Origin of the sequence: Ensifer sp. M14, from assembly GCF_003355565.1 — a bacterium.
Lineage (GTDB): Bacteria > Pseudomonadota > Alphaproteobacteria > Rhizobiales > Rhizobiaceae > Ensifer.
In genome coordinates this window covers 3,713,853-3,736,546 of sequence record NZ_QJNR01000004.1, presented here as the reverse complement: position 1 = coordinate 3,736,546, position 22,694 = coordinate 3,713,853, and the positions used below count along the sequence as shown (strand labels likewise).

Below are 22,694 nucleotides of genomic sequence, written 5' to 3'. Positions count from 1 at the left end.
GCGATCGGCGTGACGTTCATATAGGCGATGGTAGCACAGATGAGAACCGCGAATCGCCACTCGGATGCATCAATGCGCAATTCGCTCGAAGCTGCTGCGCTAGATCGAAACGCTTGTGGGAATTGTGACGGCACCGGCAGTCGCACCGGCTGTGCCTGCCGCGTCGAGAGATGCCATCGAGGTGGCGAGGGCGTTGCTCGCCTTTCTCGCGTCATCCGCATCGTCGCCGGCGCCCTTGGCGCGCAGATCCTGCTCCGCCTTCCTCAGCACTTGCTTGAGCTGCTCGGCGAGCGCCTTGAACTCCGCCATCGTGCTTGCGTCGGAACGGTCCTGCGAGCCGTCGGAGCTGAATTCGCGGTAGGCGCGCTCGGCAAAGGATGAAGGCTCTGACTTGTCGTGGTCGTTGCCTTCTTCGCCGCCGGCATTTGCCGCCTCGGCCGTACTTGCCTGCAGCGCCGCTGTGGCGGCCGTTGTTGCTGCGGATGCAGCACCTGACGCTGCGTCGCCGCCTCCGCCCATCATGCCGGTAGAGCCGCCACCGGCGAATTGCTGCGCGGCCGCACCAAGCTGCTGCGCCAGCTGTTTTGCAAGCCTTGCGAGCGTCTCCGGGTCCGAAGCCCAAAACCGCAGCATTCGCAGCTGCTCTTTCAGCTCGTCCAGCTTCTTCTTGGCCACGGCCTTGCGGCTGGCAGCGGTTTCCTCATCCGCGCGCAAGAGATTGAGAAGAGGAGATCCGTTTTTTTGCTCCAGCGGCGCCGCATCAATGCCGGCAGGCGATCCGGTTGTGGCCGCACGCATCGTGCCCGCATTTGAAAAGAACCCGTATATCTGCATCGGGGCAGTCTCCGCTGAATGTGCGGGGACCTAAACAGCCATGTCTTGTGCGAGCCTGTCTCTGGACCGCCCTTCGGTTGCATCCAGAAAAAGAAAACGCCGCGAGGGGATGGGTTCCTCGCGGCGGCCGCAAGAAGGCGGCAAGTCAGGCAGTGTCAAAGGATGTCTCGGCGGCGGTCGGGTCGACCCGCTGTCACCGGAAGAAATGTTTACTGGGCGTGTGATGCCTTGGGGTCGAGGCGTTTTTCCGGAACCGGGGTGCGCTTGAAAACTGGAGCTGCATCCGCAGCGGTCTGCTCGATGGGAGCCGCGAGTTGGTCGACGACCTCGGCCGCCTGGCCCACGGTTCCGGTCGTCACCTTGGCGTCGGGCTTGATCGCATCGGTTTCGGCGAACTGCGTATCGAGGAACTCATAGGCGATGCGGGCGCCTTCCCGAGCCCGATGGCCGAGAGCGACGAAGGTTTCGGCACCCTTTTCGCAAACCTCGGGCTTCTGGATGCAGATGGCACTGATGTATTGGAAAGCCTCATTGGCGGCAAAGAAAGTATCGCCGAGCTCGACCTTCGGTCCGTGCTCCAGCTTCTCAGCGCTCGACGGATCGAGGAACGGCAGCAGCACCAGTACCATCGAAAACCAGAATGTCGCCTTGATGAGAAACCACATGTTCTGCCCATCCTGTATTCGGCTGCCGTGCCCGCCGGTCTTCTAGCCGGTTTTTCCGCTTTCGGCATCCTGGAGCGCCGCAGTATCCCCTGATACCCGTTCACGCCCGCCGTTGTTTCCATGAGGACCGCCGTCTTTCGTCGTTCGGCCCTTTGTTGGGACGGACATTAGGCAGGGAATCACAAGACCGCTTTTCAAAAACCCGCAGCATTTGTTTCGAATTTTAATGAAACTCCCGATTTCGAGGATTTGCCCGGCATTTGTGCCGCATCTTAGCGTTTGCCGTTAAGGATCGTGGCGACGGTCCGCCGGCAAAGCCTGCAAGCGTGGGCAACGGCACCGGGGCGCCTTGCCCAAATCCTTAACGAGAGGCGGAAAATGCACGGAAATCCGTTGCTTACGCCCCGTTAACCACAAGAAATGAAGGTCACTCGAATTGCCTCAAAACGGGATTTTTCGAGGGTTTGGCGCCGTTCCGGGACAGTCCCGTTTATTCTTTCATTAAGCCGGGGATGCGAGATTCCGACATGTCACGAGGCAGTTCGAATGGCGGCCCGCATGAAGCGGAAAACGGTCACGCTCAGTCTCGCAAGAACAACAAATGTGGCAGGGTAAGGCGTGAGCGTATTGCGTGACATGGTTGGCAGATGGACGTCCCGCGTGGACGAGGCCGCTGCCCTATGGCTGCCCCGCCGCGAGGCCGGCTCCGCCGTCGGCCGCCGAGACCTCAGGCGTCTGCGCACGGTGGCTGCAGTGTCCCTGACCACGCTTCCGGCAGTCCCGCTTGCACTCGCGCTCGCCATGCCCGTTTCCTCCGCATTGCCGCTCGGCACTGCACTGTGGGCGTCTGCCTCGCTGCTGGCGGCTGCGGCTGCCATTGCGCGTGGGCGTGGCAAGCAAGGTGCCGAAGCGCTTGATCTCGATGCGGCGACATACGAGCTTCCTGATCTTTCAGCCGCCTACGACCTTTTCGCCGGTCTCGTCACCGTGCACGACCTGCGTGGCAATGTTCTCTCCGTGCATGGCCGCGACGCCGCCGAGCATTTGACGCTGATGCGCGACCCGGCTGGCCGCGGCTTCATCGAGCAGATCCATGTCTCCGACCGAATCACGTTCCTGAGCGCGATCGACATTCTGCGTCAGGGCGGCGAGCGGGCGACCGTCAACATTCGCATCGAGCGTCGTTCGCAGCCGACGGAAGGCGAACAATTCGTTCATATGTGCTGCGAGCTCGCACCGCTTCTCGATCGCAACGGCGATCTGAAGGCGATCCTTGCACAGTCGCGCGATGTCTCGCAGGAAGCGCGGCTGCGCGCCGAAGCGGCGGCGAGAACGGCGGAAGCGGAATCGGCCAACGATGCCAAGACCCGTTTCCTTGCCGCCGTCAGCCATGAACTGCGCACGCCGCTCAACGCCATCCTCGGCTTCTCCGACGTCTTGACCGGCGAATACTTCGGCCGTCTGGAGAACGACCGCCAGCGCGAATATGTCAGCCTGATCCACCAGTCGGGCGAACACCTTCTGTCCGTCGTCAACACCATGCTCGACATGAGCAAGATCGAGGCGGGCCGCTACGAACTGGTTCCTGAACCCTTCCGCGTGGTCGAAGCGGTCTCCGCCTGCGAAGCAATGCTGTCGCATCAGGCGCAGGAGAAGGGCGTCAAGTTGGCAAGCCGCGTGACCCGCAGCGTCGGCGAGATCAATGCCGACCAGCGTGCCTTCCAGCAGGTTCTGATCAATCTCGTCGGAAACGCCATCAAGTTCACCGATCAGGGCGGCATGGTGACGATCGACGCCGAGCTTGACGGTCCGTCCCTGAAGCTGACCGTCAGCGACACGGGTATCGGTATCGCCGCCGACAAATTGCAGATGTTGGGGCAACCCTTCGTCCAGATCCAGAACGACTACACCCGCCGCTATGAGGGCACCGGCCTCGGTCTGTCGCTGGTCAAGGGGCTTGTGGCGCTTCACGGCGGCGAGATTGCGATCCGTAGCCGTGAACGCGAAGGCACGGTGATTACCGTTACGCTGCCTTGTGACGGCTCCGGCATCGTCGAGGCCAACCGCGAAGAACAGCGCTCGGCCGTGACTGTCGAATTTCCGCCGCGGCTGAGAGATAACGACACGCAGGCGGTTGCCGATGGCGACCGATTCGAAAGGACGGGTTCGAACGAGGAACGGGGATATGGCGCCGCGCAAGCGAAAACAGCCTGAACGCAAGAAGGCGGCGCGTCCCGCGCCAGGCCTTGCCATGCGTGGGTTGGCTCTCGCCGGCCGAGGTGCTGCGCTTGCCGGCCGGCTGGTCGCCCGCCACCCCTTGAGCGCCGGCGGTACAGCTGCCTTTGCCGTTGTGTTTTCGTTCGTTGCCGCCAACGCCATGTGGTATCAGCAAGGCTCACATCCATCACCTCTGCTTCGCACTCGCGTGCCGCTTGTCAGCCCAGAGACGGCAGAGCGCATCGCCGTCGCCAAGGGCGCCGAGATCGAGCCGCGCAATGTCACCACCTTCGTCATCAAGCGCGAGGGCGACAAAGAAGCGGAGAGCGTCGAAGACGTGATTGCAGGCGCCTCATCCGAAGCGCCGCTCGAAAAGCCGACGCCCGAGCGGGTCGCCTCCGTGCCGGACACATCCGCTTCGCCGCTGGTCGCCGACGTCCAGAAGGAACTGAACCGCATCGGCCTTTACGATGGTGTGCCGGATGGGCGCCCGGGCCCGCGCACGTCGGCCGCGATCCTGCGGTTTGAAAAGCAGGTCGGGCGCACCGAGACGGGGACTGCGAGCGCCGAGCTGCTGCGCGCGCTGCGCGCCACGTCCGGTCAGAAGGTGGCCGCGGCGATGCCCGCAAGCCGGCCCTATGCCGATCCGAAGCGCGCCGTGGCCGATGTCGATCCGGTGGCGGCCGCCATCCGTTCGGCCGAGACCGACAAGATGCTCATCCCTCGCGCGGAGATCCCGGTGTCGAGCGAACTGGTTTTGAATATCCAGAAGGGCTTGAGCAATCTCGCCTATGCCGACATCGTCGTTGATGGCGTCGCGGGCGATCAGACGCGCGCAGCGATCCGCCATTTCGAGAAGCATTATCGCCTGCCGCAGACGGGCGAGCCCAATCCAAAAGTGCTGAAGAAGCTCAAGGAGATCGGCGCGCTTTGAGGCGTCTTCTCACGGTTTCGTCTCCGATCCATCATGTTTGACGCGTGACGGCGTAGTGTTGGTATCGACCATCGCGAAGGCCGCAATGCTTTCTTGTCGCCGCCACCGATTTGCATGGCTGGCTCGCCCCGTGTACAGGCATCTCGATGCGCCTCAAGTCCCACATCTTCGTCTCCGCCTTGCTGCGCCGCGCCTTCGCGCTGGGGGGCTATGCCGCCGTCTTGCGCAAAGGGGCAGAAGACGCCGGCGCCATCTTCATCCGCCAGCGTACGCGCATGGGGACCGAGACGCTGTTTGCGCCGGCGCCGCAGAATTTCTTCGAGGACGAGGCCGATATCGGTCGCAAGTTCGAGATCCGGCTGAAGGATCGCGATGGTGATGAGGTTGACGGCGCACTCTCTCGCGAAATCCGGTTCGATCCGGATTGCTGGATCATCGAGATCGAACTGGATGATCGCGCCGATCTGTTCGACGTCGTGCCGGAAGAGGGCGCGCGCCGCTCTTGAAACATCCGTGAGAGCTGCTGAGATCGCCGAGGATTGGCTGGAACGATCAGCACGCGCAATGAAGAAGGAACCGGACAGGACCTTCCTCGATTGGCAACTCACGCATTATCGGAAATACCACGCGCGCTCGGTGCGCTATCAGGAGCTGATGGCGATCCTGCAAGGCGAGGCGGCTTCCAATCAGGCTGGGCGCGAATGGAGCTGGATCGCGGAGGCGATGAAACAAAAGCTCTGAGGTTTACTACGCTGGGGGCTAATGGCGGGGCTATTCGCAAACGGTCGTGGCCACGGCTTACCGGCGGCCGAAGACCCGCTGCGGCTTGGCGCTGCCGACAGCGCCAGCGACCTTTCGAATAGCCGGTTGCCGCGCATGATTGGCATGGTCGTCGGCAAGATAGGCCTGGTGCCGTGCTGTGGGCGCCTCGTCCCGCGCGTCCGACTGGAGCCAGGCGTCAAGCCGCTCTCTGCTTGACTTCGGGTCCATGGTGGCGGTCAAGGCTTCCGCGCGGCTGACCCCGCCGATGCGCTCGGCGAGATGCGGATAGAGCGATTGCAGGACGAAGATGAGGTCGTCGGTCGGCAGCGAAAGGGCAATCAGGCTCGTTGCCAGCTGCTGCCCGGAAACGTCGAGAAGAATACGCTCGACCAGCGGGCCGCCGGCATCGAGCGCCGTCGCCAGCGCGCGCGAGAACAGGATGATCTCACCGCTCCGTGCAAAACGCACCAAGAGAGCGCTGTGCAGCCCGCTGATCGGTACGATGGTCGACGCGACTTCGCGCGCGCCGGCACGCGCAAGCGCCTTGATCTCGGCGCGCAAGCTCTCCTCGCGCGCGGTCCGATCCGCCTGGGCGTCGGCATCCGGCTCGGCCGAAGCTGAGGGCGCCGTGACCGGTCGCTGCTGCACGTCGGGACGGGCGGAAAGGCCGGCGGGGTTGTGGTGTTCGACCAGGGCATCGATGACGGACGGGGACAGGGCGGCGCGCCGGGCGATGGCGCTGGCATGCGCCGGGCTCTGCTGGCGGATGACGCCGATGAGCGTTCGATCCGAAAGCGCTTGCGAGCGGGTCAGGAAAATGGCGGCGATCGAGATCGGCATGCTGCCGATCAAAGCTGCGACCGGCTCTGGAACATGGGGGCATTGCGACAGCGCGGCGGCGGCCTGACGGCGCGCTTCGCTGCTGGAGCCGAGGAACAGGGGTTCGAACAATTCGGAAAACTGCTTCATGTCGGACTTGCGCGGGATCCGCAGGCTTTCGAAACCGCTGACGGTTGCCATCAGGACGACGTCCTTCAAGCGGCCCGTCTGTGGCCTTTCCAACTCACGAAAGCGATCCGTCACGGTAAATCCTTGCACGCAAAACATGATTGCCCTCGCCGGCGACCCGGAACGGCACACGTCACTAAAAATAAAAGAAAAGCGTTAGCGCACTGTTAACTATGGACGTTGGGGCTTTATTCAGGCTTGCGGCGCGCAAGCCCTCGACGGTTTTGTACGGTTTCTGCCGTAAAGCCCTGCTTGCTGTGGGTTCGATCGCCTCCAGCCTTAAAAAATCCACAAGCGGCTTTAAGTGATCGCGGTGACGGTGAAGGGTTCCGGACGCCCGCCGACGCAAGAAGGCTTAGTGAAGAGGGGCCTTCCGATGGGAGACAGCTTACTGTGAAGAAAATAGTGTTGCGCGCGGCGGCCATATGCGCGCTTTTGTTGGCGCCGGCGATCGCCGAGGCGGCAGAGGGATTTGCAACCGCCAACGTCAATATGCGATCCGGACCAAGCACGCGCTACCCTGCCGTGTCGATGATCCCCGCCGGCGAGTCCGTTGAAATCCACGGATGCCTTGCCGATCTGCCCTGGTGCGACGTTTCCTTTTATGGCGGCCGCGGCTGGGTAGCAGGGCGCTATGTGCAGGCGAACTATCGCCGCAACAGGGTCTATGTCGAACCGCAATATTACCGCCCGCTCGGTATCCCGACGGTGGTCTTCCAATTCGATCGCTACTGGGACCGCAACTATCGCGGCCGTGACTTCTATCGCGACCGTGACCGCTGGCGCCGTGGGCCGGATTGGGTCGACGACAACCGTCGCCCGCGGGACTGGGAGCGTCAACGCGACCGTGATCGCCGCGACTGGGAACGCGACCGCGCCCGGCAGGAGCGCGAGTGGACGCGCGACCAGGCGCGCGAACAGCGCGAACGGGATCGAGATCGCCAGAACTGGGAGCGCAACCGCAGGGACGGCGAGCGCTGGGACGACCAGGCAGGCGGCGACAGCCGCCGCGAATGGGAGCGTCGCCGCGATCGCGACGGCACCCGTGTTCGCGAGGATTTCGAGGATGGTTATGGCGGCGCGCGCCCAGAACCGCTCATTCGATGCCAGGCGATGGACCCATCCTGCGTAGAATGATGCGCGAGATGAAGAGCGGCGGGCGATTTTGCCCCAGCTTTCGGACGGGCGGCCCTTGGGTCGCCCGTTTTCGTTTCCGTTCGGGTTTTCACGGCTTGTCGTCGGAACCATTGTTGTCGCGATGCGTTGAAAGCGGGCAAGAGAAGGAGCGTTGCAATGGTAGAAAAGAAACTGCAGGCGGTGGCTGACACGGTCGAAAGTGAAGTGGAAACATCGGCTGCCCGGGTCGAGCTGGAGGCGCAGATTGCGGAGTTGCGCGCTGAGATTAGCCGACTGACCGAAACCGTTTCGGCGATCGGCACTGGTGCCAAGGCAGTGGTGCAAGGTGAAGCGGAATTGATGACGGATCGGGTGCGCGAGCGCGTCCGCGAAGAGCCGATTTCGACGCTTCTGACCGTTGCCGGTGTTTCGTTCCTCTTCGGCCTGTTGTCCAGGCGCTAGCCGTTCCCCGTCCGCCCAAAGCTGTTACCCCGGATACAGTGTTTTGTTTTTCCGGGGGACATACTGCCCTTAGGTTCGGGGTGCAGATGCGGCGTTAACCATCTGTTAACCAGCCTATGGCTCAATCGAAGCGGACCGTCTATGATTGGTCTGTACCACTCGAGCAAGCCGCAACCTCCGGGTGACCGGAAGAAGGAGAAGATGAGAAAAGCGCGCCTGTCCGGGCTAAGCCCGGGAAAATGCGCTGGCCCCGAAAGGGCAGGGTGAAATCTGTACGGTAGTTCATCCGTCTCAAGCCTTTATGGAGACGAGCATGGCAGACGTGATCAGAATTGAGGACCGCAAGGTCCAAATGCCACCACGCAGGCCTCCGGCCATATCGGGCGGAGCAAAAGTGCTTTTGTTTACCGGCATCCGCTACGAGCGCCTCGACGGCCGCGACCCGCAGCCAACCGCGCCTGACGGACGTCGGATCAAAAAGCAGTAGGCTTCTAGCGACCGCCCAGGTGTCGGTCCCATCGGCCGGCCTAAGCACGGCTTTGTTCGTGCCGACAACGCTCCGTCTTTGCGGACGCGATCATCTTCTTCACGACCTCCTCACGAAAAACGGCGGGGCTGAAGGTTGGATCTTCTGACCATCAGGTTACACGGCTCGATGCGTGATCGCCCCGGTTTGCTTGTGGCGATTTAAGCTCTTTGTTTTTGCGCGACATGCGTCAGCGCCGGAAGGGCTCGCACCTTGATTCCGCCAGGAAATTCCGCACTTGGTCTTCAAAGCTGTCGAGCGGCGCCATGGCGCGCAGCACCGCATAGCCATCCTCTTCCTTCATCTCCACCATGATCGATTGCGCCAGGGCTTGCGGCGGTGCCTTGCGCAGTTCCACCAACTGGATCGGCGTCGCGACCACAAGATCCAGCCTGCCGTTGACGGCGGTATGGTCGTTCATGCTGAAGACTTCGTTGGAGCTGCTATCGAAAACGGCGAGCGACCAGAAGGGAACGGAGCCGCTGGCGAGGAAACGCGCCGGTCCATCGGCGATGGAAAAGCTGCAGACCGCCGTGCGCAGGTAAGGGTCGTCATTGCTGAGGCCCGTCGGCCCGGGTGTACTCGTCAAGGAAAAGAAGCTGTCCATCTCGAGCAGGCCGAGCACACGCGTATAGGCGTCGCGACCGGTAAACTGCGGGAGCACCAGCACGATGACGATATGCAGCAGTGCCGCGCCGACGAGGCCGAGGATGGAAGCGAACAGAACACTACGCATCGCCGCATCCCGTTTTCACGATCTTTGGCATCGCGAGATCGATGAGGCCGGAGGAGCCGGCGGTCGGGGTGTCGAGCAGCGTCAGGACGAGCCGGAAGGTCCCCGCATGCCGCAATGCCACCCAGTTGTCCGGCTTGGCGTTCGGCGAGACATGAATGCTGAAAGAACTGTCTTCGGCGCGCAGCACCGTCCATGAATTGATGGCCCAGGGCAGATCCGAGCCGGGGCGCAACGGGACGCCGTCGGCATTCGCAGCATAGAGCGTCCAGAACCGTGCTTGCGGCGTCATCCCCGAGACATCGTAGGAGCAGGCCGACGAAAGCTTGTCTCCCTTGTCATCGACCTGTGCCATGAACATCAGGCCTTCGGCGCCACCGTAGAGCAGTTCGCCGGCCCGGGCGCGGTGCGCCTTGGCATAGGGGTCGGCCTTCTCGGTCTGTGCCTCGGGAAAGGCAACCCACGGACCGATCGATATGGCACCGAAACCGACCGTCGCCTTCAGCGCCCAGACGGCCGACGCGATGCCGCCGCCGAAGGCGATGGCAAGGGCAAGGGCGACGAGGAGGGGAATTCGGAACAATGGCGGCTCTATCGAATATGGTTATGCGTCGCCGCACGGCGCAGCGCTGCCCATGTCTCGCCCATACGAGCGCGCGACGCAACGGCGATCATTGTGCCGATCTGGCAACCAGCATCGATCCGGTCTCTCACATCAAGGTTTCGAGCGCGTTCAGTTGCTGGCGGCATTCGGGAGACCCTCTTGGGGAGATCCACCGTCGGTGGCGCCGAGGACGGCCACCTTGCCGCCATTCTTCTCTGGCGCCTTCAAGGCGGGAGCTTTCTCGAAGGTTTCGCCCACAGAACGCAGCAAGCGCGTGACATCCGCCGAAAGAGAGCGCGGCCGCACAAGTGGAGGCAGGGCATTTTCATCCGGCTTGGCGTTGGCGACCTGTGGTTGCTTGCTCGGGGCAGGCGCGGGATTGGTTATTCCCGGAATCTGGCGGTGGTCGATCCCCTGTTCGGCGTAGTCCATCAGCCTCTTGAAGGTCATGGCCGGCAATGACCCGCCGGTCATGTTGTTGGTGGAGGTATAGTCGTCGTTCCCGAACCAGACCGCGGTCGTATAATCGCCGGTGAAGCCGACGAACCAGGCATCGCGGTAGGCCTGGGTCGTGCCGGTCTTTCCGCCCGTGACTATGCCGTTGTCGAGTGCTGCCTTGCGGGCCGTGCCGATCACCGGGATCTGCGTCAGCATCGAGTTCATCGATGCGTTGGCTTGCTCGGACAGGATGCGTTTGGCCGGCGGTTCGTCGCGGGAAAAATCGTAGAGGATGTCGCCGTCGTAGTTCAGGATCTGGCTGATGCCGTGCCGGCGCGATTGCAGGCCGCCTGCCGGGAACACGGCATAGGCGGTCGCCTGGTCGAGCACGGTTACTTCCGAGGTGCCGAGCGGCATCGTCTTGTCGGCGCGAAGCGGCGTTTCGATGCCCATGGCCTTGGCTGTCTGCACGATCAGGTCGGTGCCGAGCTTGTCTTTCGCGAGACGCACAGGGATCGTGTTGATCGACTTGGCAATCGCCGTCAGGATGGTGATGCGACCGGCATAGCTGCGGCCATAGTTCTGCGGCGACCAGCCGCGCCAGGTGATCGGCGCATCGACAACGATGGTCTCCGGCGTCATGCCTTTTTCCATCGCGGCCGCGTAGGTGTAGACCTTGAAGGACGAGCCTGGCTGGCGCAGCGCCCGTGTGGCACGGTTGAACTGGCTCTCGCCATAGTCGCGGCCGCCGACCATCGCCCGGACTGGGCCGCCGTTTTCGACCATCACAAGCGCGCCCTGCTTCACATGGAAGCTCTCGCCGTATTGGCGGAGGCTGGACTCGACCGAATCCTCGGCCGCGTTCTGCAGCCCCATGTCGATGGTGGTGCGCACGATCAGCGAATGCTGGGCAAACGGCCGGGCGATGCGCTGCACCTCGTCGAAGGCCCAGTCGAGGAAGAAGTCGGGCGCCTTGACCTGGGCGCGATCGATGACCGTTGCCGGGTTGAGACGTGCGGCAATCACCTGTCCCTCGGTCATCAACCCGCCCTGGACGAGGTTCGTCAGAACTTCGTTGGCGCGGCCGCGGGCGGCCGGCAGGTTGACGTGCGGCGCGTAACGCGCCGGCGCCTTGAACAGGCCGGCGAGCATGGCGGATTCCGCCAGGTTGACGTCGGTGATTGCCTTGCCGAAATAGAACTGTGCCGCGGCGGCCGCGCCGAACGTACCGCCGCCCATATAGGCGCGGTCGAGATAGAGCCGCAGGATCTCTTTCTTCGACAGGTTGGATTCGAGCCAGATCGCCAGGAACGCTTCCTTGATCTTGCGCTCGATGGTGCGCTCGTTCGACAGGAACAGGTTCTTGGCGAGCTGCTGGGTCAGGGTCGATCCACCCTGAACGACGCCACCGGCACGCGCGTTCTCGGTCATAGCGCGGGCGAGCCCGAGAAAATCGATGCCGTAATGGTCGAAGAAGCGTCGGTCTTCCGTCGCAAGCACCGCCTTGATCAGATGATCCGGCAGCTCGTCGATCGGGACGGAGTCTTCGTGGATGATGCCGCGATGGCCGATTTCGTTGCCGTAGCGATCGAGGAATGTGACGGCGAAATCGCTTTGCGCGCGCCAGTTGCCCTTGGTTTCTTCGAAAGCCGGAAGCGCCAGAGCCAGCATCAGCACCGAGCCGGCCGTGCCCCAGGTCATGCCTTCGCCGAGCACCTCGAAGACCACTTTCTTCCAGCCGGTGACGCGGAAGCGGCGGAAGAAAATCGTGGTATCTTCCCACCATTGCGAGAGTTTGAACCCGGCATTCCAGACTGTCGAATCGATCCAGGAATCGATCCTCAGAAAGATGTGCCGTTTCTTCGGCCGGTTATCGTCTTTCCTCGGTTCCCGCACGGTCGCAACGTCCTGAAGGCTTTTGGCATCATGCCGGCGCCCCGCGATATTTGCACGGCGCCAAATTTCACTCTACTTGCATATCGCGCCGGTGGCCTTAAAAAACCGGCAATTTTCTGCGAAATTTCTCTCCTGCGCGTTTCCCTTGGCCGTTCAGCGATCCAAGGAAACATGCAGCAACTCAAATCGCTACTGCGCCCCGAGCACGTCTGATAAGACGTGCGGCTCAGTAGCGCGACCGATTTGACGAAAGTGTGATGATGATGGGCGAAATGCCTTTCTGGAAGGCGAAGAGCCTCGACGAGATGAATGACGCGGAGTGGGAAAGCCTCTGCGACGGCTGTGGACTCTGTTGTCTCAACAAGCTCGAAGACTGGGAGACGGCGGAGATCGCCTGGACCTCGATCCGCTGCACGTTGCTCGACGGCGAGAGCTGTCGGTGTAAGGACTATCCCAACCGTCAGGCAACGGTGCCGGATTGCATCCAGCTGACACCGGATGCGGTGCGCGAGATTACCTGGTTGCCGCCGACCTGCGGCTATCGGCTGGTGGCGGAAGGTCGCGACCTCTATTGGTGGCATCCGCTGCTTTCGGGTGATGCCGAGACGGTGCACGCCGCTGGCATTTCCGTGCGCGGCCGCACCGTCGCCGAAGACGGCATCGACATTGAGGATTACGAGGATTACCTCGTGACCTGGCCGCTGGAGGTCGGAGAGAAAAGCTCAGGTTAACAGATGGTTAGTCGTTCTGCTGGAATCGGTTTCGCAAAGCGGCGCCATTGCAGGTGCCGCTGAGAGCGGTTAGAGATTGATGGAATTCCATCGTTCTCAGGCATCCCAATGATCAGCACCGACCGCCTCATTCTCCGCAGACCGCGGCTGGAGGATTTCGAACCCTATCAGCAGATGTGGTTGGACCCCGAGATCCTTCGGCACGTCGCGCCGGGTCCCTTTTCCGGCGAGCAGATGTGGACGCGGTTCTTGCGTCAGGAGGGCGGCTGGCAGTTCTTTGGCTTCGGCTATTTCGTGATCGAAGAGAAAAGCTCCGGTCGTTTCGTCGGGCAGATGGGCTTCCAGGAATTGCGCCGCGAGATTTCGCCTGCCCTGACCGGCACGATGGAAACGGGCTGGACGATCGCGCCCGCGGCGCAGGGACGCGGCTATGCCAGCGAGGCGGCGCAGGCGGCATTCGGCTGGGCCCGGGAACATCACGCCGGGCGTCGCGTCACCGCTATCGTCAGTCCGGCCAATGTGGCGTCCATCCGGATCGTCGAGAAGTTGGGAATGCAGCTGTTCGCGCAGACGGAGTATCACGACAAGCCCGTCAAGCTTTTCGACCATATTCTCTAAGGCGGTATCCGCCCGCTGCTCTGGAAGCTTCTACGCCCGTTGCGTCAATGGCGGCCGTTCTTCTTCACCAGGCTTTTGGGCGCAACGTTGCGCCATGCGGTTTCCATCGACTGGCGAATGAGATCCTCGTCGGCCTCGACAAAGTAGAGCGAGGTCCAGCCCTTGTCGCCCCAGCCGCCGGGTACCGCGGCGCAGACGCCTGGCTCCATCTCCAGCAGCATGCGCTGTTGGTCTGGCGTGAACTTGAAGACCGCTCGACCTGCCTCTGGCAGGGACATGAAAATACGCTTGCCCACACGGAAGTCCCGCGTGCCGAAATGGGCATTTTCTTCCGTTCCCGGCAGGCTTAGCGCCAGTTTTTCAATCTCGTCGGTCAGCATGGAAAAAAGAGTAACACGGTTTTTCCGATTGGCCAAAGGGCGGGAAATCGCCACACGGGCAGACGGGACGGAGCAGTTTTGCAGGGTGCCGTGGCGGCGACATGACGACGCGATCGAGCCTCTGTGGGGCTGCCTGCAGCTGCTTCGGTGCGCATGTTGCATGCCGCCGATCACGGACTGAGCGCGAGAGCGCCTCAAGGCACGGGCTGCACTTGGTGCCCACGACGCTCGACAAAAAAAGCCGCTCGCGGCGTTGACCGAGGGCGGCTTCAAACTTGATCGTCTTGGAATATCGACGAGCGGGGTTCGCCCACCAGCGCGCTTATTCAGCCGGCTGAACGGGCTTCGGTGTCGTCTGGCTGGCAGTGCGCATTTCGCGCCATTCGCTTTCGAAACGGTCCAGCAGCGACTGCGGTACCTTGGACTGCTGCGATGCCTGCTGGTTTTTTACGAGCGTCTGCATCCGATCCTCCCGGGCCTGTTGCAATTTCATGACAAGTTGATGGGTGGACAATTTCACATCGTAAACGCTTTGTAAATCAGTGGCTTAAGTCATTTAAACGATTTAAAAATCTTTAAATCGATTAATTTTCGGCTGATCCACAGTTGCGTTCAGGCGGTTGGCAGCGGCGGGCCATTTCGGCGCCGTGTGAGTCGGCGGGGTGATCCTTCGGCCAACCGATCTTGTCGCGCCACCGCCGTTTTGCGGTCACGACGGTGGCGATCGAGCACACCGCAATGGGAGCGAGTACCTCAGAGCGCATTCCGAAAATCGCGATAGCAATGTGAGATGAGACAAGGTTGTCGGGCCAGAGCGCCCGCAGCCTGCGTTACGGCGTCAGGCAATGCAGAGGCTTAGAGGAGGGAACGGACTCTTCTCCTGACCGCGCTCACTCAACCCCGCAGGGTCCGGACTCAACTTTGGAAGAGGTGCGGCCAAGGGATTCAAAGGACTCGGATATTCGAGCTCACTTAAAGTTCTGTCGCAAGGCGAGCGAAGGAGCCTCCGCCCATCTGGTCCTTGGCCGATTGTCGGATGATAGCAGAAAGGGCTTAACAAATGACTGATCACCAGAGGCTGCGCCTCGGCAATTCTCATGGTGGGGGTTGCGCCCGCTATGGGTAGGCAAGATCTAATATTGCCGCCGAAGCTGGACCTTTTCCAGTATCGCCCGAGATACTTGTGCAATGCCATCGCGCAGGCGCGCTTTGCTGCCGCCGCGCGACGGGCGGACGCGGTATCCCTCCCACCGCGTCCGCCTGCCTTTTTGCGTGCCGAGGGAATGGCTCACCGAACTGGGACCTGATCGATTGCCTTTCGTCGACAGGCGGTGAAAACCATCGATATGGAGAGGCGCGAACATCGACGCGTTCGTCTGGTTGTCGCTTCCGTACGGCGCGGATTAGAGTTTCGCACGGCTGTTGCCAGGCGATGGATTGATCCCTCCCGGGTTTCGCCTTTCAGGGAATCGTTGCAATCTGCGGTCGGTTCATCGTGGATGTCGGCATTCATGGATGGCTGTTCGCCCGGCTGGGTGGCCGACATTCATTTGCCATTCAGCCTCTATCCGTTATTGCTTTTGCCATGATGCTTCCCAAGTCGAAAGTGCGTTCATGTCTTCACCAGTGATCATAGCCGCGCTTGCCGCAGGCCTTGCGGGCTTTGCTCCGCCGGAGGTCGGCATGCCCACGGACCTTGTCGTCCGTGTGGCCGGCGATTGCAGCGCCGCTGCTCAGCAAGTCGTTTCGGAAACCGGCGGGGAGCTGCTTTCGGCGCAACCGACCTCCGATGGCCAATGCGTGATTACGGTGCTTGTGCCGGGCAATGGCGGGCGACCGAAGAAGGTAACCGTAAGGGTGCCGATGTAATTCGCGCGTGACGACGCTGCGAAAGAGGGGAAGTGGGTACGAATGCGCATTCTGATAGTCGAGGACGATGTCAACCTGAACCGGCAGCTCGCCGAAGTACTGAAGGAGGCTGGCTACGTCGTCGATCAGGCCTATGACGGCGAAGAGGGACACTATCTCGGCGAAGCCGAGCCCTATGACGCTGTCATCCTCGATATCGGTCTGCCCGAGATGGACGGCATCACCGTTCTTGAAAAATGGCGCGGCGGCGGCAAGACCATGCCGGTGCTTATCCTGACGGCGCGCGATCGCTGGAGCGACAAGGTGGCCGGCATCGACGCCGGTGCCGACGACTATGTCGCAAAGCCGTTCCACGTCGAGGAAGTGCTTGCCCGCATTCGCGCGCTGATCCGCCGGGCGGCAGGCCACGCAAGCTCGGAAATCGTCTGCGGTCCGGTGCGGCTCGACACCAAGGGGTCGAAGGCAACCGTCGACGGGACGGCGCTGAAGCTGACGTCGCACGAGTTTCGGTTGCTCTCCTATCTCATGCACCACATGGGCCAGGTCGTATCGCGGACCGAGTTGGTCGAACACATGTACGATCAGGACTTCGATCGCGATTCCAACACCATCGAAGTCTTCGTCGGCCGCCTGCGCAAGAAGATCGGCAACGACCTGATCGAGACGGTGCGGGGCCTGGGGTACCGCATGCAAGCGCCCGGCAATGGCAATTAGATCTCTTACGGCCCGCGTATTGGCGGTTTCGACCGTCTGGGCCGTCGTCGCCCTTGTGGTGATCGGGGTCGTCATCTCGGCCCTTTACCGTCAAGGCTCGGAGCGCGGCTTCAAGGACCTGCTGCGCGCCCAGCTTTTCAACGTCGTCAACTCGATTTCGGTCAATGAGAAGACGGTGCTTGCCGGCAGCCCCCAGCTCGGCGATCTGCGCTTTTCGCAGCCGCAGACCGGATGGTACTGGATCGTCGATCCGATCGGCGAGTTCGACACGCCACCTTTGATCTCGACCTCGCTCGGTAACGCCAAGCTGCCGATCGCAAGCGTCGACGAAGTGCCCTTCGATACCGGTTATGTGCGTTTCTACACCACCAAGGATCCCTTCGGGAACGAGGTGGAAGTCGCCGAGACCGAGGTCGTTCTCGACATTCAGGGCCACACCGCCCGTTTCCGCGTCGCCGGCAACCGCGACGTGCTGGAAGCGGACATCAACCGCTTCACCCGCAATCTGACGATCGCGCTCTCCATCTTCGGTCTGGGCGGGCTCGGCATGAACGCGTTGACCATTCTCTTCGGCCTCCGGCCGCTCGACCAGGTTCGCCGCTCGCTGGAGAAGATCCGGGCCGGCGAAAGCGAAAGGCTCGATGGTGCCTTTCCACGCGAGATCCAGCCGCTTGCAAACGAGGTGAATGCGCTGATCGACAGCAACCGGCGCATCGTCGAGCGCGCCCGTATGCAGGTCGGCAACCTCGCGCATTCGCTGAAAACGCCGATCGCCGTTCTCCTCAACGAGGCGCGCGTGCTTGAGGCATCCCACGGCGAACTCGTCCGGACCCAGGTCGATGCGATGCAGATGCAGGTGCAATCCTATCTGAGCCGAGCGCGGATCGCCGCGCAACGCGAATCGGTTCTTGCCCGCACCGAAGCGCAGCCGGCGCTGGAGCGGTTGGTGCGCGTGATGCGCAAGCTCAATCCGGAAAAAGAGGTTCATCTGTCGATCAATCCACCGGGCCTGGTGCTTGCCATGGAACTGCAGGATGTCGAGGAAACCGTCGGCAATCTGCTCGAAAACGCTGCCCGCCACGCCAGGGGCGAGGTGTGGCTCAATGTTCGTCCGGCTCAGAACGAACAGCATGCGAAGGAGACCGGGCGGCAATGGATCGTCCTCGATGTTGACGACGACGGAGCTGGCCTTGATCCCGATCAGATCGCGTTGGCGTTGAAACGCGGCAAGCGGCTGGACGAAAGCAAGCCGGGAACAGGCCTCGGACTGTCGATCGTCAGCGAGATCGTGCGGGAATATCAGGGCACGCTGACGCTGTCGCGTCGGGATGAGGGCGGACTGCGTGCAGAGCTGGTGCTGCCGGCTGCGGTTTAGGTGTCACACTGGCGCGCGAAAGTATCGCGTCGACGGCCCTGGCCGTTGCCTCTGTCAACAGGGAATGCCAAAAGAAAATCAAAGGGAAGTCTTCGCTCGACCTTGATGGTCGGTACAGTTGGAGCCCCGCAGTAGAGAGTACATGTCGCGGATCATGAGGAACCAGGCAGAAATGACACGAACGATTGTCGTCAGCGGCAGGATCGCGGTGATCGCGTCGGCGATGGCTCTTGCCGGTTGCAGCACCACGTCTGGCGGGCAGACCGCGGCTGCGGGGCTCGGCGCGACCGCAACCCGCAGCGTGTCTTCGACGACCTACATCGCCGCCCTGCAGGGGGGGATTATCGGCCGGCTCAGCAATCTCGACATCAGTGCCTCTGATCGCCAGCGTGCGCTTGAGGCCGAGTACCGCGCGCTGGAAGCCGCTCCGGGCGGTCAGCCGGTCAATTGGCAGGGGCGCAGCGTCACCGGCTCGGTCGTTGCTGCCGCACCTTATCAGGTCGGTTCGCAGAACTGCCGCCAGTACAGCCACACCGTAACCGTCAAGGGACAGCCGACAACCGCGCGCGGTGCCGCCTGCCGGAATTCCGACGGGAGTTGGACGCCGCTCAGCTGACCGGATTTCCGGTTGCGGCGAAACGCCTCAAATCTCTGTCATCGCAGGTTTTCGAGTTGGAATGGCATGGGTGCCATAGTATTGAGCATCCATGTTGTTCTGGATCCTCGTCGCCACGCTGACGGCGGCAGTCGCCGTCGTGCTCATCCTCCCGCTGTTGCGGGCGGCCGCGCCCGCATCGTCTCCCCACAGTCACGATATCGAAGTCTATCGTGACCAGCTCGATGAGCTGACGCGCGATCAGGAGAGCGGCTTGATCAACGGCGACGATGCCGAGCTCGCCCGTGCCGAGGTCGCCCGTCGGCTGCTTGCGGCCGGCGAGATCGACCGCGCCGCCGCGCCGGTCGTAGCGACGCGCCGCGGTCTCAATTTCCTGGCGCAAGCCTTCGTGCTGCTCTGTCTTCCCGCGATCGGGCTCTGTCTTTACTTGTTCACCGGCAGCCCGGGTGTTCCGGCGCAGCCTTTGGCCGCGCGCCTTGCCGATCCCGGCGCCGATATCAACATTCTGATTGCTCGTGCCGAAAACCATCTGGCGCAGAACCCGAATGACGGTGCCGGCTGGGAGGTGCTTGCGCCGATCTATATGCGCAACGGTCGCGTCGAAGAGGCGGTCGCCGCCTATGACAACGCCGTCCGCCTGCTCGGGCCGACGCCGGCGCGGTTGGGTGGCTACGCCGAGGCGCTGATCGCGCTTTCGGACGGACTGGTGACCACCGAAGCGCAGTCGGCACTGCGAAAATCCCTCGACATCGACCCGAACGATCCCCGTTCCGAATTCTATCTTGCCCTCGGCCTGAAACAGGAAGGCAAGAAGGACGAGGCGCTTGCGGCTTTCAACCGGCTTATTGCCGGCTCTCCCGCGGATGCGCCTTGGGTGCCGCTGGTCCAGCAGCACGTGGCAGAGCTTTCCGGCGGCGCTGCCGGAAATGTTGCGGGCGCCGCCCCGGGAAATCCGAGCGCGGACGATATCGCGGCCGCACAGGACATGAACGCCGGCGACCGCCAGGAGATGATCCGCGGCATGGTCGAAAGCCTGGCGAGCCGCCTCAAGGAAGATCCTGCCAACCCCGAAGGCTGGGCGCGGTTGATCCGTTCGCATGTTGTGCTTGATCAAAGAGATCAGGCGGCCGCCGCCCTAAAGGAAAGCCAGAAAACCTTCCCGGCGGACGGCGAACAGGGAAAGCAGCTGCTTGCGCTGGCCCGCGAACTCGGGATCAAGACCGACGGAGAGACGCAATGACGCGCAAACAGAAGCGACTGGCGATCATCGGCGGTGGTGTGGGCTTTCTGACGCTTGCTGTCCTCCTGGTGATGTTCGCCTTCAGCCAGGCGATCGCCTATTTCTACGTGCCGAGCGACCTCGCCAAGGCCGACGTGCCGCCGGGAACCCGCATTCGCCTGGGCGGCCTGGTCGAGGCCGGATCGGTCAAGCGCGGCGACGGCAAGACGGTGACGTTTACCGTCACCGATACGCTCGGCCAGGTGCCCGTGACCTATACCGGCATCCTTCCGGACCTGTTCCGCGAGGGGCAGGGTGTGGTGACCGAAGGCACGTTCGTTGCCGACAGCTCCGTCTTCGTTGCGGATTCCGTGCTTGCCAAGCATGATGAGACCTATATGCCGAAGGATGTCGCCGACCGCTTGAAGGCGCAGGGTGTCGAACTCAGCGGGAAGGAAACCGTTCGATGATCATCGAACTTGGACATTATGCGCTGGTTCTGGCGCTCGCGACCGCCTTCGTACAGGCTGCCTTGCCGATACTCGGCGCCAGGCTCAACGATCGCGCCCTGATGGAACTCGCCTCGAGCGCGGCGGTTGCCTGTTTCCTGCTCGTCGCCTTCTCCTTCGCGGTACTGACCTTCGCTTATGTCACATCGGATTTCTCCGTCCGTAACGTTTGGGAAAATTCGCACTCGCTGAAGCCGCTGATCTACAAGATCTCCGGCGTGTGGGGAAACCATGAAGGTTCGATGCTGCTCTGGCTGTTGATCCTGGTGTTCTTTTCGGCACTGGTTGCCACCTTCGGCCGCAATCTTCCGGAAACACTCAAGGCGAACGTGCTTGCCGTCCAGGCCTGGATTGCGGTGGCCTTCACGCTGTTCATCCTGCTCACATCCAACCCCTTTGCCCGCCTGATCCCGGCACCGGGTGAGGGCAAGGACCTGAACCCGATCCTGCAGGATGTCGGCCTCGCCATCCACCCGCCCTTGCTCTATCTGGGCTATGTCGGCTTTTCCGTCTGCTTCTCCTTTGCCATCGCTGCCCTGATCGAGGGGCGCATCGACGCCGCCTGGGCACGGTGGGTGCGCCCCTGGACGCTTGCTGCCTGGACATTCCTCACGGCCGGCATCTCGATGGGCTCCTATTGGGCCTATTACGAGCTCGGCTGGGGCGGCTGGTGGTTCTGGGACCCGGTCGAAAACGCTTCCTTCATGCCGTGGCTTGCCGGCACCGCGCTGCTGCACTCCGCCCTCGTCATGGAGAAACGCGAGGCGCTGAAGATCTGGACCGTGCTGCTCGCGATCATGACCTTCTCGCTGTCGCTTCTCGGCACCTTCCTCGTTCGCTCCGGCGTGCTGACCTCGGTTCACGCCTTTGCCACTGACCCGACGCGCGGCATCTTCATCCTTGCCATCCTGGTCTTCTTTATCGGCGGCGCCTTTTCGCTGTTTGCCTTCCGCGCATCGCGGCTGAAGGCCGGCGGCATCTTTGCCCCGATCTCGAAGGAAGGCGCGCTCGTCTTCAACAATCTCATCCTGACGACGGCGACTGCGACCGTGCTCACCGGCACGCTCTACCCGCTGGTGCTCGAAGCGCTGACCGACGACAAGATTTCGGTCGGACCGCCGTTCTTCAACATGACCTTTGGGCTGTTGATGCTGCCGCTTCTGTTTGCCGTGCCTTTCGGTCCGCTGCTGGCCTGGAAGCGCGGTGACCTCATGGGCGTCGCCCAGCGGCTGTTTGCGGCCGTTGCCGTTGGTCTCGTCGTCGGCTGCATCTACTATTACGCCATGAACGGCGGGCCTATCCTCGCTCTGTTTGGCATTGCTCTCGGTGTTTACCTGATCGTCGGCTCGCTGACGGATCTGGCCTTGCGATCAGGGCTCGGCAAGGTGACGGGCAACGTCGCCTGGCGACGGTTCTCCGGCCTTCCGCGCTCGGCTTTCGGCACGGCACTGGCGCATATCGGTCTTGGCGTCACGCTGATCGGCATCGTCGCGGTCACCGCGTTCGAGACCGAAACTGTCGTCGAGATGAAGCCGGGCATGACGGTGGACGCCGGAGGCTATACCCTGCGCTTCGACGGCATGCGCAATGGCAGCGGTCCGAACTACTCCGAGGAATCCGGCCATTTCACCATCACGAGCGGTGGCGTCGTGGTCGCCGACATCTGGTCGTCGAAGCGGCTCTATCAGGCGAGGCGCATGCCGACCACAGAAGCCGGTATCCGCACCTTTGGCCTCAGCCAGCTCTATGTTTCGCTCGGAGATCAGATCAGCGAAGGCGGCATCGTCGTGCGCATCTGGTGGAAGCCGATGATCCTCTGCATCTGGGGGGGGACGCTGTTCATGATGGCGGGCGGTTTCGTCTCGCTCAGCGATCGCCGCCTGCGCGTCGGTGCACCGACACGCGCCAAGCGGCCGAAGACGATCCCGGTGGGGGCGGCCGAATGAACCGATTGCTGCTCGCATTCTTTTTGTTTCTGGCGTCGCTCGGTCCGGCTTTTGCGGTCAATCCGGATGAGGTCCTGCCCGATCCTGCGCTCGAAGCGCGCGCACGGGCGATCTCGGCGGAACTTCGCTGCATGGTCTGCCAGAACCAGTCGATCGACGATTCCAACGCCGAGCTTGCCAAGGATCTGCGGGTTCTGGTGCGCGAGCGGTTGGCAAATGGCGACAGCGACGACGCCGTGATCGATTACGTCGTTTCGCGCTACGGCGAGTTCGTGCTCCTCAAACCCCGGCTCGAAACCAAGACGATGATCCTGTGGGGCATGCCGATCCTGCTTCTGTTCATCGGCGCGATGACGCTGCTGGTGGCCGCGCTCAAGCGTAGCCGCCAATCGCGCGGCACGCCGCTTTCCGACGACGAGAAGGAAAAGCTGAAGAAGCTGCTTCAGCCCTAGAACCGGCGGGCAACGAGCCGCTTTCGGCGGCCTTTGCCAACATTACCAAAAATTCACCCTCCGGACAGAA

25 protein-coding genes are annotated in these 22,694 nt (G+C 62.3%); 17 read left to right on the top strand and 8 right to left on the bottom strand.

Translation table 11 applies throughout. The features are described from left to right. Window positions 1–99 precede the first annotated feature (99 nt). Window positions 100–798 carry a hypothetical protein gene (locus tag BLJAPNOD_RS18145; RefSeq protein WP_139354014.1) on the bottom strand — a complete coding sequence of 233 codons (699 nt, stop codon included), beginning with the start codon at window positions 796–798 and terminating at the stop codon, window positions 100–102. A gap of 245 nt (window positions 799–1,043) precedes the next feature. After that, entirely contained in the window at window positions 1,044–1,499 is a 456-nt protein-coding gene (locus BLJAPNOD_RS18140) for a DUF5330 domain-containing protein (protein ID WP_115420696.1), read from the bottom strand. A gap of 636 nt (window positions 1,500–2,135) precedes the next feature. Here BLJAPNOD_RS18140 and BLJAPNOD_RS18135 point away from each other — a divergent pair. From BLJAPNOD_RS18135 to BLJAPNOD_RS35410, 4 genes are all read left to right on the top strand, one after another. Continuing rightward, a complete protein-coding gene (locus tag BLJAPNOD_RS18135) occupies window positions 2,136–3,713 on the top strand; it encodes a HAMP domain-containing sensor histidine kinase (RefSeq protein ID WP_115420695.1) in 1,578 nt (525 codons plus the stop codon). Beyond that, window positions 3,685–4,650 (top strand): peptidoglycan-binding protein, encoded by a 966-nt coding sequence (locus BLJAPNOD_RS18130; protein WP_115420694.1) that lies wholly within the window; start codon window positions 3,685–3,687, stop codon window positions 4,648–4,650. Before BLJAPNOD_RS18135 ends, BLJAPNOD_RS18130 begins: the two co-directional genes overlap by 29 nt. Before the next feature lie 146 nt (window positions 4,651–4,796). Further along, window positions 4,797–5,156 carry a DUF1491 family protein gene (locus BLJAPNOD_RS18125; RefSeq protein ID WP_077504038.1) on the top strand — a complete coding sequence of 120 codons (360 nt, stop codon included), beginning with the start codon at window positions 4,797–4,799 and terminating at the stop codon, window positions 5,154–5,156. 58 nt (window positions 5,157–5,214) lie between these two features. Then, the gene (locus BLJAPNOD_RS35410) at window positions 5,215–5,391 is read left to right on the top strand and encodes a hypothetical protein (RefSeq protein WP_158556136.1); all 177 of its coding nucleotides are present in this window, start codon (window positions 5,215–5,217) and stop codon (window positions 5,389–5,391) included. 57 nt (window positions 5,392–5,448) lie between these two features. On the opposite strand, the gene BLJAPNOD_RS18120 is transcribed toward BLJAPNOD_RS35410, so the two are convergent. Beyond that, complete coding sequence (locus BLJAPNOD_RS18120; RefSeq protein ID WP_115420693.1) at window positions 5,449–6,519, bottom strand: DUF2336 domain-containing protein; 1,071 nt, start codon at window positions 6,517–6,519, stop codon at window positions 5,449–5,451. 294 nt (window positions 6,520–6,813) lie between these two features. Here BLJAPNOD_RS18120 and BLJAPNOD_RS18115 point away from each other — a divergent pair, with 294 nt between their 5' ends. The 3 genes from BLJAPNOD_RS18115 (at window position 6,814) to BLJAPNOD_RS18105 (ending at window position 8,485) form a co-directional block, all read left to right on the top strand. Continuing rightward, a complete protein-coding gene (locus BLJAPNOD_RS18115) occupies window positions 6,814–7,557 on the top strand; it encodes an SH3 domain-containing protein (protein ID WP_077504036.1) in 744 nt (247 codons plus the stop codon). Window positions 7,558–7,713: 156 nt separating this feature from the next. Beyond that, window positions 7,714–7,998, top strand: a complete 285-nt coding sequence (locus BLJAPNOD_RS18110) for a hypothetical protein (RefSeq protein WP_115420692.1) — start codon at window positions 7,714–7,716, stop codon at window positions 7,996–7,998. 313 nt (window positions 7,999–8,311) lie between these two features. Next, window positions 8,312–8,485, top strand: coding sequence for a hypothetical protein (locus BLJAPNOD_RS18105; RefSeq protein WP_171986895.1), 174 nt, complete (start codon window positions 8,312–8,314; stop codon window positions 8,483–8,485). A 229-nt stretch (window positions 8,486–8,714) separates the two neighbouring features. Here the strand turns inward: BLJAPNOD_RS18105 and BLJAPNOD_RS18100 are convergent, their stop codons facing one another. The 3 genes from BLJAPNOD_RS18100 to BLJAPNOD_RS18090 all read right to left on the bottom strand — a co-directional run bounded on the left by BLJAPNOD_RS18100 (window position 8,715) and on the right by BLJAPNOD_RS18090 (window position 12,195). Next, window positions 8,715–9,260 (bottom strand): DUF1254 domain-containing protein, encoded by a 546-nt coding sequence (locus BLJAPNOD_RS18100; RefSeq protein ID WP_077504033.1) that lies wholly within the window; start codon window positions 9,258–9,260, stop codon window positions 8,715–8,717. Then, window positions 9,253–9,840, bottom strand: a complete 588-nt coding sequence (locus BLJAPNOD_RS18095) for a DUF1214 domain-containing protein (RefSeq protein WP_077504032.1) — start codon at window positions 9,838–9,840, stop codon at window positions 9,253–9,255. The genes BLJAPNOD_RS18100 and BLJAPNOD_RS18095 overlap by 8 nt, the downstream gene beginning before the upstream one ends. Window positions 9,841–9,990: 150 nt before the next feature. Beyond that, window positions 9,991–12,195, bottom strand: coding sequence for a transglycosylase domain-containing protein (locus BLJAPNOD_RS18090; protein WP_077504031.1), 2,205 nt, complete (start codon window positions 12,193–12,195; stop codon window positions 9,991–9,993). Between the two features lie 263 nt (window positions 12,196–12,458). Here BLJAPNOD_RS18090 and BLJAPNOD_RS18085 point away from each other — a divergent pair, with 263 nt between their 5' ends. Continuing rightward, window positions 12,459–12,926 carry a YcgN family cysteine cluster protein gene (locus BLJAPNOD_RS18085; RefSeq protein ID WP_077504157.1) on the top strand — a complete coding sequence of 156 codons (468 nt, stop codon included), beginning with the start codon at window positions 12,459–12,461 and terminating at the stop codon, window positions 12,924–12,926. Between the two features lie 108 nt (window positions 12,927–13,034). Next, a complete protein-coding gene (locus BLJAPNOD_RS18080; RefSeq protein WP_115420689.1) occupies window positions 13,035–13,544 on the top strand; it encodes a GNAT family N-acetyltransferase in 510 nt (169 codons plus the stop codon). Between the two features lie 44 nt (window positions 13,545–13,588). Here the strand turns inward: BLJAPNOD_RS18080 and BLJAPNOD_RS18075 are convergent, their stop codons facing one another. Then, complete coding sequence (locus BLJAPNOD_RS18075; RefSeq protein WP_077504029.1) at window positions 13,589–13,924, bottom strand: MmcQ/YjbR family DNA-binding protein; 336 nt, start codon at window positions 13,922–13,924, stop codon at window positions 13,589–13,591. 322 nt (window positions 13,925–14,246) lie between these two features. After that, on the bottom strand, window positions 14,247–14,387 hold the full coding sequence (locus tag BLJAPNOD_RS35640) for a hypothetical protein (protein ID WP_199565959.1): 141 nt from the start codon (window positions 14,385–14,387) through the stop codon (window positions 14,247–14,249). Window positions 14,388–15,538: 1,151 nt separating this feature from the next. Here BLJAPNOD_RS35640 and BLJAPNOD_RS18070 point away from each other — a divergent pair. From BLJAPNOD_RS18070 to BLJAPNOD_RS18035, 8 genes are all read left to right on the top strand, one after another. Then, complete coding sequence (locus tag BLJAPNOD_RS18070) at window positions 15,539–15,793, top strand: hypothetical protein (protein ID WP_077504028.1); 255 nt, start codon at window positions 15,539–15,541, stop codon at window positions 15,791–15,793. Between the two features lie 42 nt (window positions 15,794–15,835). Further along, window positions 15,836–16,507: a two-component system response regulator FeuP gene (feuP, locus tag BLJAPNOD_RS18065; protein WP_077504027.1), complete on the top strand. Its 672-nt coding sequence runs from the start codon at window positions 15,836–15,838 to the stop codon at window positions 16,505–16,507. Beyond that, on the top strand, window positions 16,497–17,882 hold the full coding sequence (locus tag BLJAPNOD_RS18060) for a HAMP domain-containing sensor histidine kinase (protein WP_115420688.1): 1,386 nt from the start codon (window positions 16,497–16,499) through the stop codon (window positions 17,880–17,882). Before feuP ends, BLJAPNOD_RS18060 begins: the two co-directional genes overlap by 11 nt. Window positions 17,883–18,054: 172 nt before the next feature. Then, window positions 18,055–18,498 carry a hypothetical protein gene (locus BLJAPNOD_RS18055; RefSeq protein WP_077504156.1) on the top strand — a complete coding sequence of 148 codons (444 nt, stop codon included), beginning with the start codon at window positions 18,055–18,057 and terminating at the stop codon, window positions 18,496–18,498. Window positions 18,499–18,589: 91 nt separating this feature from the next. Continuing rightward, window positions 18,590–19,738 (top strand): c-type cytochrome biogenesis protein CcmI, encoded by a 1,149-nt coding sequence (ccmI, locus tag BLJAPNOD_RS18050; protein ID WP_115420687.1) that lies wholly within the window; start codon window positions 18,590–18,592, stop codon window positions 19,736–19,738. Continuing rightward, window positions 19,735–20,187: a cytochrome c maturation protein CcmE gene (ccmE, locus tag BLJAPNOD_RS18045; RefSeq protein WP_077504024.1), complete on the top strand. Its 453-nt coding sequence runs from the start codon at window positions 19,735–19,737 to the stop codon at window positions 20,185–20,187. The genes ccmI and ccmE overlap by 4 nt, the downstream gene beginning before the upstream one ends. After that, the gene (locus tag BLJAPNOD_RS18040) at window positions 20,184–22,172 is read left to right on the top strand and encodes a heme lyase CcmF/NrfE family subunit (RefSeq protein WP_115420686.1); all 1,989 of its coding nucleotides are present in this window, start codon (window positions 20,184–20,186) and stop codon (window positions 22,170–22,172) included. Before ccmE ends, BLJAPNOD_RS18040 begins: the two co-directional genes overlap by 4 nt. Continuing rightward, complete coding sequence (locus BLJAPNOD_RS18035) at window positions 22,169–22,624, top strand: cytochrome c-type biogenesis protein (protein WP_077504022.1); 456 nt, start codon at window positions 22,169–22,171, stop codon at window positions 22,622–22,624. The genes BLJAPNOD_RS18040 and BLJAPNOD_RS18035 overlap by 4 nt, the downstream gene beginning before the upstream one ends. Window positions 22,625–22,694 lie beyond the last annotated feature (70 nt).

Coding starts and splice junctions, on each gene's coding strand:
- BLJAPNOD_RS18145 (WP_139354014.1), bottom strand. CDS start 798: ATGCGTGCGGCCACAACCGGATCGCCTGCCGGCATTGATGCGGCGCCG.
- BLJAPNOD_RS18140 (WP_115420696.1), bottom strand. CDS start 1,499: ATGTGGTTTCTCATCAAGGCGACATTCTGGTTTTCGATGGTACTGGTG.
- BLJAPNOD_RS18135 (WP_115420695.1), top strand. CDS start 2,136: ATGGTTGGCAGATGGACGTCCCGCGTGGACGAGGCCGCTGCCCTATGG.
- BLJAPNOD_RS18130 (WP_115420694.1), top strand. CDS start 3,685: ATGGCGCCGCGCAAGCGAAAACAGCCTGAACGCAAGAAGGCGGCGCGT.
- BLJAPNOD_RS18125 (WP_077504038.1), top strand. CDS start 4,797: ATGCGCCTCAAGTCCCACATCTTCGTCTCCGCCTTGCTGCGCCGCGCC.
- BLJAPNOD_RS35410 (WP_158556136.1), top strand. CDS start 5,215: ATGAAGAAGGAACCGGACAGGACCTTCCTCGATTGGCAACTCACGCAT.
- BLJAPNOD_RS18120 (WP_115420693.1), bottom strand. CDS start 6,519: ATGTTTTGCGTGCAAGGATTTACCGTGACGGATCGCTTTCGTGAGTTG.
- BLJAPNOD_RS18110 (WP_115420692.1), top strand. CDS start 7,714: ATGGTAGAAAAGAAACTGCAGGCGGTGGCTGACACGGTCGAAAGTGAA.
- BLJAPNOD_RS18105 (WP_171986895.1), top strand. CDS start 8,312: ATGGCAGACGTGATCAGAATTGAGGACCGCAAGGTCCAAATGCCACCA.
- BLJAPNOD_RS18100 (WP_077504033.1), bottom strand. CDS start 9,260: ATGCGTAGTGTTCTGTTCGCTTCCATCCTCGGCCTCGTCGGCGCGGCA.
- BLJAPNOD_RS18085 (WP_077504157.1), top strand. CDS start 12,459: ATGGGCGAAATGCCTTTCTGGAAGGCGAAGAGCCTCGACGAGATGAAT.
- BLJAPNOD_RS18080 (WP_115420689.1), top strand. CDS start 13,035: ATGATCAGCACCGACCGCCTCATTCTCCGCAGACCGCGGCTGGAGGAT.
- BLJAPNOD_RS18075 (WP_077504029.1), bottom strand. CDS start 13,924: ATGCTGACCGACGAGATTGAAAAACTGGCGCTAAGCCTGCCGGGAACG.
- BLJAPNOD_RS35640 (WP_199565959.1), bottom strand. CDS start 14,387: ATGCAGACGCTCGTAAAAAACCAGCAGGCATCGCAGCAGTCCAAGGTA.
- BLJAPNOD_RS18070 (WP_077504028.1), top strand. CDS start 15,539: ATGTCTTCACCAGTGATCATAGCCGCGCTTGCCGCAGGCCTTGCGGGC.
- feuP (WP_077504027.1), top strand. CDS start 15,836: ATGCGCATTCTGATAGTCGAGGACGATGTCAACCTGAACCGGCAGCTC.
- BLJAPNOD_RS18060 (WP_115420688.1), top strand. CDS start 16,497: ATGGCAATTAGATCTCTTACGGCCCGCGTATTGGCGGTTTCGACCGTC.
- BLJAPNOD_RS18055 (WP_077504156.1), top strand. CDS start 18,055: ATGACACGAACGATTGTCGTCAGCGGCAGGATCGCGGTGATCGCGTCG.
- ccmI (WP_115420687.1), top strand. CDS start 18,590: ATGTTGTTCTGGATCCTCGTCGCCACGCTGACGGCGGCAGTCGCCGTC.
- ccmE (WP_077504024.1), top strand. CDS start 19,735: ATGACGCGCAAACAGAAGCGACTGGCGATCATCGGCGGTGGTGTGGGC.
- BLJAPNOD_RS18040 (WP_115420686.1), top strand. CDS start 20,184: ATGATCATCGAACTTGGACATTATGCGCTGGTTCTGGCGCTCGCGACC.
- BLJAPNOD_RS18035 (WP_077504022.1), top strand. CDS start 22,169: ATGAACCGATTGCTGCTCGCATTCTTTTTGTTTCTGGCGTCGCTCGGT.